13 protein-coding genes are annotated in these 14,371 nt (G+C 72.2%); 10 read left to right on the forward strand and 3 right to left on the reverse strand.

All coding sequences use genetic code 11. The features are described from left to right. Positions 1-50 precede the first annotated feature (50 nt). The 8 genes from FRCN3DRAFT_RS0231265 (at position 51) to FRCN3DRAFT_RS0231300 (ending at position 7,912) form a co-directional block, all read left to right on the forward strand. Entirely contained in the window at positions 51-1,367 is a 1,317-nt protein-coding gene (locus FRCN3DRAFT_RS0231265) for a cytochrome P450 (RefSeq protein ID WP_007508148.1), read from the forward strand. Beyond that, the gene (locus tag FRCN3DRAFT_RS0231270; RefSeq protein ID WP_007508150.1) at positions 1,364-2,254 is read left to right on the forward strand and encodes an LLM class F420-dependent oxidoreductase; all 891 of its coding nucleotides are present in this window, start codon (positions 1,364-1,366) and stop codon (positions 2,252-2,254) included. The genes FRCN3DRAFT_RS0231265 and FRCN3DRAFT_RS0231270 overlap by 4 nt, the downstream gene beginning before the upstream one ends. Continuing rightward, positions 2,251-2,460: a ferredoxin gene (locus tag FRCN3DRAFT_RS0231275; protein WP_007508152.1), complete on the forward strand. Its 210-nt coding sequence runs from the start codon at positions 2,251-2,253 to the stop codon at positions 2,458-2,460. The genes FRCN3DRAFT_RS0231270 and FRCN3DRAFT_RS0231275 overlap by 4 nt, the downstream gene beginning before the upstream one ends. Continuing rightward, entirely contained in the window at positions 2,453-3,289 is an 837-nt protein-coding gene (locus tag FRCN3DRAFT_RS47125) for an SDR family NAD(P)-dependent oxidoreductase (protein WP_007508155.1), read from the forward strand. The genes FRCN3DRAFT_RS0231275 and FRCN3DRAFT_RS47125 overlap by 8 nt, the downstream gene beginning before the upstream one ends. Next, on the forward strand, positions 3,286-4,218 hold the full coding sequence (locus FRCN3DRAFT_RS0231285) for an alpha/beta hydrolase (protein ID WP_007508157.1): 933 nt from the start codon (positions 3,286-3,288) through the stop codon (positions 4,216-4,218). Before FRCN3DRAFT_RS47125 ends, FRCN3DRAFT_RS0231285 begins: the two co-directional genes overlap by 4 nt. Then, positions 4,215-5,093, forward strand: a complete 879-nt coding sequence (locus FRCN3DRAFT_RS0231290; protein ID WP_007508159.1) for a TIGR03619 family F420-dependent LLM class oxidoreductase — start codon at positions 4,215-4,217, stop codon at positions 5,091-5,093. The genes FRCN3DRAFT_RS0231285 and FRCN3DRAFT_RS0231290 overlap by 4 nt, the downstream gene beginning before the upstream one ends. Positions 5,094-5,215: 122 nt before the next feature. After that, positions 5,216-6,463 carry an amidohydrolase family protein gene (locus tag FRCN3DRAFT_RS0231295; RefSeq protein WP_007508161.1) on the forward strand — a complete coding sequence of 416 codons (1,248 nt, stop codon included), beginning with the start codon at positions 5,216-5,218 and terminating at the stop codon, positions 6,461-6,463. Positions 6,464-6,661: 198 nt separating this feature from the next. Continuing rightward, positions 6,662-7,912 (forward strand): ABC transporter substrate-binding protein, encoded by a 1,251-nt coding sequence (locus tag FRCN3DRAFT_RS0231300; RefSeq protein ID WP_232794205.1) that lies wholly within the window; start codon positions 6,662-6,664, stop codon positions 7,910-7,912. An 88-nt stretch (positions 7,913-8,000) separates the two neighbouring features. On the opposite strand, the gene FRCN3DRAFT_RS0231305 is transcribed toward FRCN3DRAFT_RS0231300, so the two are convergent. From FRCN3DRAFT_RS0231305 to FRCN3DRAFT_RS0231315, 3 genes are all read right to left on the reverse strand, one after another. Then, a complete protein-coding gene (locus FRCN3DRAFT_RS0231305) occupies positions 8,001-8,819 on the reverse strand; it encodes an SDR family NAD(P)-dependent oxidoreductase (RefSeq protein ID WP_007508164.1) in 819 nt (272 codons plus the stop codon). Between the two features lie 89 nt (positions 8,820-8,908). Further along, on the reverse strand, positions 8,909-10,093 hold the full coding sequence (locus FRCN3DRAFT_RS0231310; RefSeq protein WP_007508166.1) for a thiolase family protein: 1,185 nt from the start codon (positions 10,091-10,093) through the stop codon (positions 8,909-8,911). A 5-nt stretch (positions 10,094-10,098) separates the two neighbouring features. Beyond that, positions 10,099-10,545 carry a Zn-ribbon domain-containing OB-fold protein gene (locus FRCN3DRAFT_RS0231315; protein WP_007508167.1) on the reverse strand — a complete coding sequence of 149 codons (447 nt, stop codon included), beginning with the start codon at positions 10,543-10,545 and terminating at the stop codon, positions 10,099-10,101. 285 nt (positions 10,546-10,830) lie between these two features. On the opposite strand from FRCN3DRAFT_RS0231315, the gene FRCN3DRAFT_RS0231320 reads away from it, so the two are divergent. Beyond that, positions 10,831-11,856 (forward strand): LLM class flavin-dependent oxidoreductase, encoded by a 1,026-nt coding sequence (locus FRCN3DRAFT_RS0231320; RefSeq protein WP_007508169.1) that lies wholly within the window; start codon positions 10,831-10,833, stop codon positions 11,854-11,856. After that, the gene (locus tag FRCN3DRAFT_RS0231325) at positions 11,853-14,309 is read left to right on the forward strand and encodes a CoA transferase (RefSeq protein WP_007508171.1); all 2,457 of its coding nucleotides are present in this window, start codon (positions 11,853-11,855) and stop codon (positions 14,307-14,309) included. The genes FRCN3DRAFT_RS0231320 and FRCN3DRAFT_RS0231325 overlap by 4 nt, the downstream gene beginning before the upstream one ends. Positions 14,310-14,371 lie beyond the last annotated feature (62 nt).

A 14,371-nucleotide genomic window follows, 5' to 3' on the forward strand; every position in this document is an offset into this window, starting at 1 on the left:
AATAGCCGGCTACCTCGCGCGGGTGCGGGAAATGCCCTGTGGAGCGATTGATGCCGAAGAACGAGAAGGAGACGACCGAAACAATGCCCGACTACAGCACGACCGACTTCTTCCTGGGCCCGGATCTCGTCGAGAACCCGTATCCGTACTTCGAGTACCTGCGCGGCCAGTGCCCGGTGCACCGCGAGAGCCAGCACGGCGTCGTCATGGTCACCGGTTTCGAGGAGGCCGTCGAGATCCAGAACGACGCGGAGCGTTACTCATCGTGCAACTCGGTGGCCGGCCCGTTGTTCCCGTTCCCGGTGCCGCTCGAGGGCGACGACATCAGCGCGCTGATCGAGGCGCATCGCTACGAGCTGCCGTTCAGCGACATGTTGCTGTGCCTCGACCCACCGGAGCACACGGCGCATCGCGGGCTGCTGATGCGGCTGATCACGCCGAAGCGCCTGCGGGAGAACGAGGCGTACATGCGTCAGGTCACCCAGCGCCAGATCGACACGTTCATCGACAAGGGCGGGTGTGATTTCATCCGTGATTTCGCCACTCCGTTCACCCTGCTCATCATCGCGGATCTGATCGGCGTTCCCCCACAGGACCGGGACGGGTTCCTGGAGGGTATGTCCCAGCCCACGGGCGGTGGCGTCGGCAGCACGACGGGCGAGGCGATGGGCGCCAACCCGCTCGCCTGGCTCTACGAGAAGTTCGCCACGTACGTCGAGGACCGCCGTCGCGACCCGCGGGACGACGTGCTCACCGGGCTGGCGACCGCCACGTTCAAGGACGGCTCCCTGCCCGAGGTCATGGACGTCGTGCGCATCGCCGCGATCATCTTCGCGGCCGGCCACGAGTCCAGCACGCGCTTCCTCTCCAGCGCGTTCAGGATCCTCGCCGAGGAGCCGGCGGTCCAGGCCAGGCTGCGCGCCGAGCCAGGGCTCATCCCGAACTTCATCGAGGAGACCCTGCGCATGGAGAGCGTGGTCAAGGGCGACTTCAGGCTCGCCAGGGTCCCGACAGAGGTCGGCGGGACGGAGATCCCCGCCGGCAGCCACGTGTTCCTGCTGCATGGAGCGGCCAACCGGGACCCCAGGAAGTTCGAGAACCCGTCGGAGTTCCAGCTGGAACGCCCCAACGCGCGCCAGCACCTCGCCTTCGGGCGGGGCGTGCACACCTGCCCAGGCGCCCCGCTCGTGCGCAGCGAGGCGGCCGTCGCCATCGAGCAGTTCCTCGCCCGTACCAGCGACATCCGCTTCTCGGAGGAGGTCCACGGCTCCGCCGGGGCGCGCCGGTTCGACTACGTTCCCTCGTTCGTGCTGCGCGGCCTCACCGGCCTCACGCTCGAGTTCGACCCGCGGGGCGCCGCCGCATGACGGACCCTGCCCGTCCGCCGCGGGTCGGGCTTCTCTACCGGCAGACCGACGCGTCGATGCCGCTGGTCGACCTCGCCCACGCCGCCGAGGAACGCGGCTTCGACTGCGTCGTCGTCGGCGAGCACACCCACATCCCGGTCAGCCGCCTGTCCCCGTTCCCCGGCACCGTCGACGGCGAGCTGCCCGACGCATACCCCCATTTCCCCGACCCGTACGTCGCGCTCGCGTTCATCGCCGCGCGGACCTCGCTGCGGATCGCCGCGGGCATCGCCCTCGTCGCCCAGCACGACCCGATCGCGCTCGCGAAGACCATCGCGACGCTCGACCACCTGTCCGGCGGGCGGTTCACCCTTGGCGTGGGGTTCGGCTGGAACCAGGAGGAGCTCGCCAACCACGGGAAGGACTTCGCCGACCGCCGGGAGATCGTCCACGAGCACATCGAGCTGATGCGGGCGCTGTGGACGCAGGAGGAGGCCGAATACCACGGCCAGCACGCCAACCTGGAGCGCAGCTGGTCCTGGCCGAAGCCCGCGCAGGGCTCGGTGCCCGTGCTGCTCGGTGTCCAGGGCGGCGACCGCGGCTTCGAGGCGATCATTGGTTGGGCCGACGGCTGGCTTCCGGGCGGGAGCCACGGGAGGTGGCTGGCCGCGAAGCTCGCCGAGCTGCGCAGCAGGTGGGTCGACGCCGGCCGCCCCGCGTCCGGCCCCATCGTGTGGCCCATGCAGGACGTGGTCGACGACGACCGGCTGCGCGTCCAGCTCGACCGCTTCCACGAGCTCGCGGTCGACCAGGTGGTTCTCGACATCCCGACCACCACCCGCGAGGAGATCCTGCCGCTGCTCGACCGCTACGCGAAGGTCGTCACGGCCGAGTGGGGCCACCGGTGAGGGCCGAGGTCGACGACACCGCCTGCGCCGGCCACGGCATCTGCGTCGGCCACGCTCCCGAGGTGTTCGAGCTGACCGGCGAGGGCTACTCCGTCGTGCGGGTCGACGAGGTCCCGGCCGCGTACGAGGCCGCTGTCCGCCTGGCGGCCAGACAGTGCCCGACGTACTCCATCACGATCACGGAAGGCATGGGCAACGATGGCTGATCAACCAGCGGGCACGTTGAGCGGCAAGGTCGTCATCATCACGGGCGCCGCGTCGGGGATGGGGCGGGCGGCCGCGGTGCGGTGCGCCGAGCTGGGCGCGGCGGTGGTCGCCGCCGACCTGAACGCCGACGGCGCGGCCGCCGTCGCCGGGGCGATCGAGGCGTCCGGCGGTCGCGCGCTCGGCTTCGGCGTCGACCTGACCGTGGAGGACGAGGTGACCGCGCTCGTCGACGCCGCGGTCGCCCGGTTCGGCACGGTGCACGGGCTGCACAACAACGCCTACGCGGTTCATCCGGGAGCGGCGGTCGACCTGGTCAACACGACCCTTCAGGCGTGGGACTGGACGATTCGGACGTGCCTGACCAGCCAGTTCCTGTGCTGCCGCGCCGTGCTCCCCCACATGCTGCGCAATGGAGACGGATCGATCATCAACGTGTCGTCCGGCAACGGGCTGGCCGGCTCGGCGACGTCCGCGGCCTACGGCGCGGCGAAGGCCGGCAGCATCATGCTGACCAAGTACATCGCGACCCAGTACGGCAAGTCCGGCGTCCGGTGCAACACGCTGGTGCCCGGCTGGACCATCGGGACGGGATGGACGGGCGAGGACGACTACACCGACAGCCAGCGGAAGCTGTTCGACCGCGCGCTGGACGACGTGTGCATGCCCCGCCTCGCGCTGCCCGAGGACATCGCCCCCGTCGTGGCGTTCCTCTTCTCCGACGAGGCGAGGTACCTGCAGGCCGCCACCATCGACGTCAACGGCGGCCTGCTGGCCCACATGCCCGGCGCGGCCGGCAGGCCGACCCGGCCCACTCCGGCCACCACATGAGCTCGACGCCGACGCCGATGACGACGGCGAGCGAGCAGGCCCAGGCGATACACCAGCTGCTGCGCGACCAGCGAAGCGCCGCCCGGGCGTCGGCCCCGCCGTCCCGCGCCCAGCAGCTCGCCCTGGCCGACGAGATCGGCGCCAGCACGTCCGAGCCGGACGGGGTGACGTTCGAGGACGTCGACGCGGGCGGGGTGCCCGCGCAGTGGGCGCGGCCCGACGGCGCGCCGACGAGCAGGGCGCTGCTCTACTTCCACGGTGGCGGCTACTGCTTCTGCTCCGTCCGCTCCCACCGCAGGCTCGTCGGGCACCTCGCCAGGGCAGCGGGCCGCCCGGCGCTGAGCGTGGACTACCGCCTGGCGCCCGAGCACCCCCATCCCGCCGCCGTCACGGACGCGCTGACCACCTACCGGTGGCTGCTCGGCCAGGGCTTCGACCCCGCCCACCTGGCCGTCGCCGGCGACTCGGCCGGCGGCGGGCTCGCCATCGCGCTCCTGCTGAGGGCGAGGGACGAGGGCGTGTCGCTCCCGTCGGCCGTCGTGCTCCTGTCGCCCTGGGTCGACCTCGCGATGACGGCCGACAGCCTGACCAGCCGAGTCGACGTCGACGTGCGCCAGAGCCCCGCCGAGACGCGGTGGTGCGCGGGCCAGTACCTCGCCGGTCAGGACCCACGTGACCCCTACGCGTCGCCGCTGCACGCCGACCTCACCGGGCTGCCGCCTCTGTACATCCAGGCCAGCGACTGGGACACGCTCGTCGACGACGCGCACCGCCTGGCCGAGAAGGCCCGGCGCCTCGGCGTCGACGTCCGCCTCGATCTCTTCCCCGAGATGCCGCACGCGCATCAGCTGTGGGCGGGCACCATGCCCGAGGCCGACGACGCCGTCGCCCGCGTCGGCGCGTATCTGCGAGAAAGGGAAACCCCATGACAGGCGCGGCCGCGTTCCCGGGCGTCGGCGTGCTCTATCGCGCGACGGACCAGATGCCTTTTCTCGAGCTCGCGTACGCCGCCGCCGACCGGGGCTTCACCTCACTCGTCCTCGGCGAGCACACCCACATTCCCGTCAGTTCCGACCCCGCCTGCTTTCCCGGCGCCGGGGACACCATTCCCCCGACCTACCCGCGGCTGCTCGACCCGTACATCGCGCTTTCGTTCGTCGCCGCGCGGACCCCCATGAAGATCGCCACCTGTACGTCCCTTCCCGCCCAGCACGACCCGATTGCCCTGGCCAAGGCCCTCGCGACGCTCGACCACCTGTCCGGGGGGCGCCTCACGCTCGGCGTGGGATACGGCTGGAACGCCGACGAACTGGTCAGCCACGGACACGCGTGGAAGAACCGGCGGGCGGTCGTGCGGGAACACGTCGAGCTCATGCGGGCGCTGTGGACCGAGACCGAGGCCGAGTACCACGGCCAGTACGCCAACCTCGAGCGCAGCTGGTCCTGGCCGAAGCCGGCGCAGCCCTCGATCCCGGTGCTCCTGGGCGCGGCCGGACGCGGCCTCGCCATGGAGGCGATCGTCGGGTGGGCCGACGGATGGATGCCGGGCGGAAGCATCAGCTGGATCGCGGACCGGCTCGTGGAGCTTCGACGCCGGTGGGCCGAGGCCGGACGCCCCGCATCCGGCCCGGTCATCTGGGTGGTCCAGGACCCCGTCGACGACGACAGATTCCAAGCCCGGCTGGAACGCCTTGCGTCCCTCGGTGTCGCCGAGGTTGTGGTCGCCTTCGACACGGTGGACAAGGACGAGATCCTGCCGGTTCTCGATCGCTACGCGAAGCTGATCGCGGCGAACGCCGGCTGACCCCGCGACGAACCAAGGCAAAGGCACGGGGCCTGGCGGCACACAGGGCTCGAATCAACAAAGGTTGGGTCCAACAGGGTTGGAATCACACAGACCTGGGGCCAAACAAGAAGGGACCGCTCATGGTCGAGCACGCCATCATCTCGGCGGACGGGCATTTCGTCGAGCCCACGGACCTGTTCACCAGCCGTCTTCCGAAACACCTGCGGGAACTCGCGGTCTGGGAGGAGGACTTCGAGATAGAACCGCTCGGGGACGACGGAAACCACCATTTCCGGAAGCTGCACACGCCGGGCTTCGAAGGCTGGGCATACGCCCGTTACCGTCACCATGACGGAACGCCGCAATGCGGCGACCCCGCCCGGATCATCGAGGACCTCGACCACGAGGGCGTCCGGGCGACGCTGATGCATCCCAACCACGCACTCTTCGGGTTGTTCACTCACGACCATCATGAGCTGTCGATGGCGCACGCCCGGGTCTACAACGACTACGCGACGGAGATCTTCACGCCGTACCGCGACCGGGTGATCGCCACCATGCCCATCCCGATGAGCGATGTCGACGACGCCGTCGCCGAGATCGAGCGGGTGGCCGCCCTGGGAGCGCGGGCGCTCATCCTTCCGGCGACGTCGCCGGTCCCGTACTCCTCACGGCAGTGCGATCGGGTGTGGGCGGCGGCGCAGGCCCACGGGATGATCATCGCCTTCCACGTGGCGACCGGTGGCGTGAAGGTCCGCAAGGACGCGGCGCCGACCCTCCAGGCGATGATCGCCACCGCCCAGGCCCAGAACCACGAGGTGCTGGACGACGAGGTGATCGTCGAACGGTTGATGGGCGCGGCCGTGTTCGGTCCCATGGCCGCGCAGCGGATCGTCGTGTCGCTGGTCGGCGCCGGGGTGCTCGAACGGTTCCCGGACCTGCATTTCCTGCTGGTGGAGTTCAACGCCAACTGGCTCGTCTCGACGATGGCCGCGATGGACAAGGCCTGGACGCTCGGGCTCGGGCAGAACCGCGACTTCTGGGCCGGCACCTGGGACGACGCCCGCGCCGCCGACGACCAGCCGGGCATGGCCCAGCTCTTCCGGCTCAACGAGCGCTGGCCGTACCCCCTCATGCCGAGCGAGTACGTCCAGCGCCAGATCCACGTCTCCTTCCAGGAGGACCCGATGGCGATCGCCTGCCGGCACGTCACCGGCGTCTCGACGCTGCTGTGGGGCATGGACTATCCGCACGCCGAAGGGACCTTCGGGCGCAGCCGCCAGGTCATCGACCACCTGTTCAAGGACGTCGAGCCCGAGGAGCGCCGGGCGATCCTCGGCGGCACGCTGGGCGGCCTGCTGGGCCTGCGGGCCCCAAGCCCGGCCTGAGTCCCGGATCGGGCCTCCGGGCGCGCCCGCGGCTTCGCCACTTCCCCTGTCGGCCTCCGGCGCTTTTCCCGGCGCCCCCTCAGACCGAAGCCGCGCACCCGCTTCGCGCACCGAGACAACCCGCGAGATAGGACGACCATGCAGCGCCTCGGCACCTCCCGTATCGGCATGCCCCGTAGACGACTCCGACACCGTCCGGTGGCGGCGCTCTTAGCCCTGCCCCTGGCCGCGGTCACCTTCCTGGCCGCCGGCTGCGGCGGCGGCGACAGGACCGACACCGCCACCCCCCAGGCCACGGCGTCGACCGCCACCGACGTTCTCGGGGCAGCGAACCCCGCGAAGGGCCAGCCGATCAAGATCGGCATGATCTCGGACGGCAAGTACGCCGCCAGCGACGCCACCGTCGAGGGCCGGGTAGCCGACGCGGTCGTGAAGTGGGTCAACGAGCGCCGCGGCGGCCTCGGCGGCCGGCCGATCCAGCTGGTCACGTGCGAGACCCTCGGCGACCCGGCCAAGGCCACCGACTGCGGCAACAGGATGGTCGAGCAGAATGTGGCCGCCGTCGTCCTCGGCGGCCCGGCGTTCCCGCAGCCCTCCTGGAAGCCGCTGCACGACGCCCACATCCCGACGACCTACTACGCCGCGAGTCTCGACGACATGCTCGCCGACCCCGACAGCACCTTCATCTTCAGTGACCCGGTCTTCAGCGTCGTGCGGCTGCCGCTCGACCTGGCCAAGGAGAAGAAGGCCAAGAAGATCAGCGCCATCGTGATCGACATCCCGGCGGCGGTGAGCATCTACCAGAACCAGGCCAGGTCCCTGTACGCGGCGGCCGGCATCGACTTCGAGCTGGTGCCCGTCCCGCCGGACCAGGCCGACATGACGCCGCAGGCGCAGCGGATCGCGACCGACGGGACCGGCGTCGTCTTCGTCATCGGCGGCGAGCCGTTCTGCACCGCCGCGTTCAGGGCGCTCAGCCAGGTCGGCTACGCCGGCACGACCGCCAGCATCCCCCAGTGCCTGGGCGAGAACACCAGCAAGGCGGTGCCGGGCAGCTTCCTGAAGGGCATGACCATCTCGGCCCAGGCGCCGGCCGACAAGAACGACAGGAGCTACCAGTTGTTCACCGCCGTCGCGGCGACCTACGGCCACGACATCGACATCACCAACGGCGTCGCGATCGGCATGTTCACGTCGATGGCCGGCTTCCGCGAGGCCCTCGAGGGGATCGCGCCCACCGACCTGACCCCGGCGGGCATCATCGCGGCGCTGCGGAAGATGCCCGAGAAGCCCCTGCCGGGCGCCGACGGGGTGAAGTTCCGCTGCAACGGCAAGGCCAACCCGTCGACACCGGCCGTGTGCGTGCGCGGCGGGCTGATCACCGTCCTGGACGACAAGGGCCAACCCACCACCTACAAGCCCATCGGCCAGTCCCCGATCGAGGGCTGACCGGACCGGAAAGGCTCCCGACGGCCCACTGACGCGGCTCGTCGGGGGCCGCCGTGTCCCGCCCCGGCCGCAAGCACCCTGCTGGAACCTAGTCGGGGATGGCGCGCAGGTGCCTGGCCATGGCCAGCGGAGTGACGGTCAGGACGCCGGAGTCGACGGGCAGGGTGACGCCGGTGACCCAGCGGGCGTCGTCGCTGGCGAGGAAGCCGACCGCCGCGGCGACGTCCCAGCCGGTGCCCTCGGTACCGAGCAGTCCGGCCTCCTTGCGCAGCGTGTCGACGTAGGTGGAGGACTGGCCGGGGATCGACAGCACCATCGGCGTGACGATGTGGCCGGGGGCGATGGCGTTGACCCGGATGCCCTGCCGGCCGTGCGCGTACGCCATCTCGACGGTCATGGCGAGCATGGCACCCTTGGCGGCCGAGTAGGCGATCGTGCCGTCGCCGCGCAGCCCGGAGATCGACGCGATGTTGACGACCGAGCCCGAGCCCTGCGCCGCCATCACCGGGAGCGTGTACTTGCAGGCCAGGAACATCGTGCGCAGGTTGATGTCCAGCGCCTTGTCCCAGGCCTCCTCGGTGATGTCGATGACCGTGCCGACCGAGGCCATGCCGATGTTGTTGACGAGGATGTCGATGGTCCCGAACGCGTCGACGGCGGCCTTCGCCATCGCCTCGCAGGTGGCGGCCTTGGTGCAGTCGCCGGCGAAGACCTCCGCCTTGCCGCCCTCGGACTCGATCAGCTTCTTCGTCTCCTCGGCCCGGTCGGCGAACAGGTCGACGAGCAGCACGCTCGCCCCCTCGCGCGCGAGCACCACCGCGCTGGCCTTGCCCGTGCCGACGCCCGGGCCGGGCGTCGAGCCGGCCCCCGTCACGATCGCGACCTTGCCCTCGACCCGACCGGCCATCTGTCGCACCCCTCTCTCGATATCTCGAAACTGGCGATACCTGATCACCGCCCGCCGGCTGGGTCACCGGCCCGCGTGCGCCGTCCGCCCTACGGCATCCGGGTGAGCAGCGCCGCGCCGGCCTCGTAGCCGCCGACGCTGGTGACCGCGGCGACCCGCGCGCCCGCGACCTGCCGCTCGCCGCACTCGCCGCGCAGCTGGCGGACCGCCTCGGCGGTGTGACCGAACGCGGCGTGCAGCCGGCCGCCGGAGAGCTGGCCACCCCAGGTGTTCAGCGGCAGCTCCCCCTCGATGCCGATCCGCTTGCCGCCCTCGACGAACGCACCGGCCTCCCCCGGCCCGCAGAAGCCCATCGCCTCCAGCCACCAGACGGCCTCGATGGCGAAGCCGTCGTAGATCTCGGCCACGTCGACGTCGGCCGGCCGCAGGTCGGTGCGCGCCCACATCGCCGCCGCGGTGGCGTAGCCGACCCGGCCCATGTCCTCCCACTGCTCCCAGCTCGGCCGCCCGTCGACCACGCCGGCCATCGCCTCGATGGCGACCGGCGCCCGCAGGTCGCCGGCCGTCTCGGCGGCGGACACCACGATCGCGGTGGCGCCGTCGGCGGGGACGTCGCAGTCGTACAGGCAGATCGGCGTCGAGATCATCCGGGCCGCCAGGTAGTCGTCGACGGTGAGCGGCGAGCGGTAGACCGCGTCCGGATTGAGCGCGGCGTGCGCGCGCTGGGTCACCGGGATCCAGGCCAGCTGCTCGCGGGTGACGCCGTACTCGTGCATGTACCGGGTGGCGTACGGGGCGATCTGGCAGACGGGCGAGAGCGCGCCGACCGGCAGCAGCCAGGCCAGCGGCCCCGCGGCCGTCGGGTTCGTCGAGCCGTACGCCGGGCGGCCGCCGGCGTTCCGCGCCGCGCTGCCCTCCTTGACCGTGCGCCAGATGACGACGTGGCGGGCCTGGCCGGTGGCGACCGCCATGGCCGGACCGTAGAACGGCAGGCACATCCCCTCGACGATGCCCTGCCGCCAGGACGTGGTGACCCGCAGCGCGTCCTGGATCTCGTAGAGATCGCCGTTGGCGTAGCCCGGGACGTTGGCCTTGCCCCCGCCGGGGAACATCGCGAGCCCGTCGACGTCGTCGAGGGTCAGCCCCGCGTCCGCGACCGCCGCGAGGATCGCGTCGATCGTCAGCTGGAACCCGGAGCGGTCGATCTGGCGCCCGATCGCCGACTGGCCGACGCCGGAGATGACCGCCCGCCGCTCGAACAGCTCGCCGCCCATCCCGCTCACTCCCCACCCTCGGCGCCCTCGGCGCCCTCGGCGCCGGTGACCGCGACGAAGCTGGGAACGGCGTAGCCTCCGGGCCCCGGCTCGAAGCCGACCTCGACGGCCATCCCCACCGCGGCCTCCTCCGGCGGACAGCCACGCAGCCGGCCGAAGACCCGCACGCCCGGGTGGCCGGCGAACTCGACCAGCACCAACGCGTACGGCACCTCCAGCCCGGGCATCCAACGCTGGTAGTTGACGGTGAAGCTGTAGACGCGGCCGCGCCCGGTGATCTCGACGAACCCGACGGCGCGACTCCGGCAGGCGCGGCATATCCCATACGGCGGGAACGACTCGGCCGCGCAGTCGGCGCAGCGCTCCACGAGCAGGCGGCCCTCGGCCGCCGCGGCCCAGAAGGCGGCGGTCTCCTCGGTGACGGCGGGCGGTATGCCTACGGTCGCGCTCACGAATCCCCTCGGGTCGGTGCTGATCCGCCCTGGTCGTCCCGCCTGTCGGAGCGGTGGCGAGGACGACTTGCGGAGTGTACGCTCACTTCGCAATCTAGCGCCACGCCGTCGGTACACGCGCGGGATTCCCGCCCGACCGGCGCACCGGGGCACGGTCTCGCCCGGGCGTGCCCACCCGGCGGCGCTTCACCACAGAGCCGCTTCACACAGAGCCGCTTCATACAGAGCACCGCTGGGCCGGCGGCCCGCGAGCCGCCGCGCCGGCATGTCGCGAAGGAGCCCCGGTTGCCTGACCGCATCGTCTTCGGCGCAGCCGCCCTACCAGAGCCCGAGCGAGGCTGGCTCGAGGCCGTGGAGCGCCTGCCGATCGAGTCCGTCTGGCAGGGCGGCCACATCCTCCCGCCCACCGGGACCGGCGAGGCCATCACCCGGCTGGCGCTGATGACGGCCTGGACCGAGCGGGTCCGGGTGGGCACCGCGATCCTGGTGCTGCCGCTCTACCAGCCGGTGGTGCTGGCCAAGCAGCTCGTCGATCTGGACGCCCGCTCGGGCGGGCGGGTGTCGGTCGGCGTGGGCGTCGGCGGAGAGTTCCCGCTCGAGTTCTCGTCGGTCGGGGTGCCGGTCGCCGAGCGGGGCCCGCGCACCGACGAGGCGATGACGCTGCTGCGCTCCCTCTGGCGTGGCGGCGAGGTCAGCCACCACGGGAAGTTCTTCGACGTCGACAATGTGACGCTGCGCCCGGTCGCCCCACCGCCCGGGGACCGGATGGCGACCTCCGGCCAGCTTGGCGGCCCGCCTTTCCTGGTCTCGGGCCGCAAGGCCCCGGCGATGCGCCGCGCGGCCCGGCTCGGCGACGGCTGGATGCCGTACCTCATGTCACCGAGCGCGTACGCCCGGTCGGTGGAGACGATCCAGGCCGAGGCGGCGGACATCGGCCGCGACCTCGGTGGCTTCGAGTGGATGATGTACGTCTACTGCTCGGTCCGCCACGACGGCGACCGGGCCCGCGCCGACGTCGCCTCGTTCCTCGGCGGGGCCTATGGCGACAAGCCGTCGGCGATGCTCGACCGGATCGCCCCCGCCGGCACACCGGAGGAGGTCGCCGCCCGGTTGCAGCAGTATGTCGACGTCGGCGTGCGCCACTTCATCATCTCGCCGGCGGCGCACGAGAACACCCTCGAGGTCGTCCGGCTCGCCGCCGAGGAGGTCCTCCCCCGCCTGACCCTGCCCGCCACGGCGCCGGCCGGCTCGGCCAGTCCGGCCGGCTCGGCCAGTCCGGCCACCGCGCCTTCCGGGGCGGTGGCGCCGTGACGGCGGCCGGTACCCGGCCATCGGCCGATACCCGGCCGTTGCCCGGTACCCGGCCGTTGGCCGGGCTGCGGGTCGTCGAGGTCGCGGTCGGGACCAGCGAGCTCGGCCTCGGCCTCGCCGGCGGCGTGCCGGGCATGCTGCTCGCGGACCTCGGCGCGCAGGTCGTCCGGGTCGTCGGCCGGACGCGCCCGGCGATCGACGCGGGGGTGCCCTGGGGCGAGGCCTGGCACCGTGACAAGCGGGTCGTCCAGACCGATGACGCCGAGCCGGTACGAGCGCTGCTCGCCGAGGCCGACGCCGCGCTCGTCTACGGGCCCGAGACGCTGGTGGAGGGCCGCGGGCTCGGCCACCTGGACCTGCGCTCCACCAACCCCGGTCTGGTCTACGCCCGCTGCCGCCCCAGCAGGACCTCGACGGGAACCATCGAGGACTACGGCCTGCTCGTCGAGGCCCGCTCCGGCCTTTGCGCCCAGCTCGCCGGCCACCGGCCAGGGCCGATCTTCGTCGACGTCCGAGCGCCGGGCATCGGAACCGCCGGCCTGCTGACCGCCTCGGTCCTCGCGCTGCTACGCCGCCGGGCCGTGACGGGCGTCGGCGGCTGGGCGGAGACGTCGCTCTACGACGGCCTGCTCGCGACGCTCGGCTGCATGATCGGGCGCTCCGAGCGGGCACGGCCCGAGATCGAGGGCTACTGGGAGCTGGGCTCGACCTTCCCGAACTTCCTCTACCGCTGCGCGGACGGCGAGCTGATCCAGGTCTGGTTCGGGGGCAAGGGCATGTACGCCAAGCTCATCGAGGTCCTCGGCGACGAGCCGAGCGTCGAGGGCTACTACACCGACCAGTCCACCGGGAAGCTGCAGGAACGCGCGAAGCGCTGGCGCGCCCCGTTCGCCCTGCGGCCCCGAGACGTCTGGATCGAGCGGCTGCGCGACGCCGGCGTCGCCTGCGAACCGGTCCTCGGCCCCGGCGAGGCGTTACGGGACCCGCACCTGGCCGAGATCGGCCTGGCCGTCACGCGCGACCAGCACGGCCACCGCGAGGTCATGCTGGGCTCCCCGATCGCGGTCGGCCCGCTGCCCGGTTCCGAGCCCCCGGCCGAGACGCCGACCGAGACGCGGGCGCAGGAGCGGCCCGAGGCCCAGGCGGCGAACGTCCAGCCCACGAACGTCCAGGCCACGAACGAGGCGACGACCGAAGGCGCTACCACCCGTACGGGTGCCGCGGCCGCGGGTGCCGCCGGAAACGCGGCGCCGCTGCGCGGGGTGCGGGTGGTCGACTTCTCCGCGTTCGTCGCCGGACCGCTCGCCGCCCAGGTGCTCGCCGACCTTGGTGCCGAGGTCATCAAGGTCGAGCCGCCCGACGGCGAGGCGATGCGGGCCGCCGCCTACGCGGTCGCCGCCTGCCAACGCGGCAAGCGCAGCATCGCGATCGACATCACCGCCCCCGACGCCCGCCCCGTCGTAGAGCGGTTGATCCGGTGGGCCGACGTCGTGCTGCACAACTTCCGGGTCGGCGTCGCCGAGCGGCTCGGCATCGGCGCCGCCGACGTCGCCCGGCTCAACCCGCGCGCGGTCTACTGCCATGCCAGCGCCTTCGGGCCCAGGGGGCCGCGAGCGAGGCAGCCGGGCAACGACGCGCTGATGCAGGCCGTCACCGGCCTGGAGCAGGCCATCGGCGGCGAGGGCAACGAGCCGATCGCCGCGACCTGGATTCCCATCGACGTGACCGGTGGCTGGGTGGCGGCGGGCGGGATCCTCGCCGGCCTGTACGCCCAGGCCGTCGCCGAGGAGGGGCAGCAGGTCGCGACCAGCCTGCTCGGCGCCGGGATGCTGCTGCAGAGCGGCTCCTTCCTGCGCGACGACGCGCTCGTCGCCGGGCCCGCCCTGGACCAGGCGCAGACGGGCTACGGCCCCGGCTACCGCCTCTACCAGGCCGGCGACGGGGAATGGTTCGCGCTGGTGCTGCCGGACGAGCAGGCCTGGACCCGCCTGCGCGCGCTGCTGGGCGGGGGCCAGCCTCCGCCGACCGGGGGGCGGCTCGCGACGTACGCCCCGCTGCGCGGCGGCGCCCACGACGCGGTGGCCCGCGAGGTCGAGAGGCTGCTGGAGAAGGCGTTCGCGAGTGACCCAGCCGCTGACTGGGTGGCCCGGCTGCGCGCCGAGGGGCTGCTGGCCGAGGTGGTCCGGCCGCGCAGCCGTGACGAGTTCCGCCGCGGCATCCTCGACGACCCGCTCAACCGGCAGCTTGGCCGCGTCGCCGCCTACGAGGTCGCGGAGTGGGGTCACTTCGAACAGATCGGCCCGCTCCTCCGCCTCGGCCAGCCGCCGTCGGACGGTCCCACCCTGGCGCTGCCCGGCATCGGCGAGCACAGCGTCGCTGTCCTGTCCGACCTCGGCTTCCGCGCCGAGGACGTCGACGCCCTGCTGGCCGCCAAGATCGTCCGCCAGCTCTAGCCGATCACGGCAGCGGACCTCCGCCCCACCCAAAAGAACTCATGATCGCCGCGGACGTGTTG

Origin of the sequence: Pseudofrankia saprophytica (assembly GCF_000235425.2) — a bacterium.
GTDB lineage: Bacteria > Actinomycetota > Actinomycetes > Frankiales > Frankiaceae > Pseudofrankia > Pseudofrankia saprophytica.

What these genes read in the sequence shown, in the direction of transcription:
- FRCN3DRAFT_RS0231270 (WP_007508150.1), top strand. Translation starts at nt 1,364, where the DNA reads ATGACGGACCCTGCCCGTCCGCCGCGGGTCGGGCTTCTCTACCGGCAG.
- FRCN3DRAFT_RS0231310 (WP_007508166.1), bottom strand. Translation starts at nt 10,093, where the DNA reads ATGGGCGGCGAGCTGTTCGAGCGGCGGGCGGTCATCTCCGGCGTCGGC.
- FRCN3DRAFT_RS47125 (WP_007508155.1), top strand. Translation starts at nt 2,453, where the DNA reads ATGGCTGATCAACCAGCGGGCACGTTGAGCGGCAAGGTCGTCATCATC.
- FRCN3DRAFT_RS0231295 (WP_007508161.1), top strand. Translation starts at nt 5,216, where the DNA reads ATGGTCGAGCACGCCATCATCTCGGCGGACGGGCATTTCGTCGAGCCC.
- FRCN3DRAFT_RS0231285 (WP_007508157.1), top strand. Translation starts at nt 3,286, where the DNA reads ATGAGCTCGACGCCGACGCCGATGACGACGGCGAGCGAGCAGGCCCAG.
- FRCN3DRAFT_RS0231305 (WP_007508164.1), bottom strand. Translation starts at nt 8,819, where the DNA reads ATGGCCGGTCGGGTCGAGGGCAAGGTCGCGATCGTGACGGGGGCCGGC.
- FRCN3DRAFT_RS0231290 (WP_007508159.1), top strand. Translation starts at nt 4,215, where the DNA reads ATGACAGGCGCGGCCGCGTTCCCGGGCGTCGGCGTGCTCTATCGCGCG.
- FRCN3DRAFT_RS0231265 (WP_007508148.1), top strand. Translation starts at nt 51, where the DNA reads ATGCCGAAGAACGAGAAGGAGACGACCGAAACAATGCCCGACTACAGC.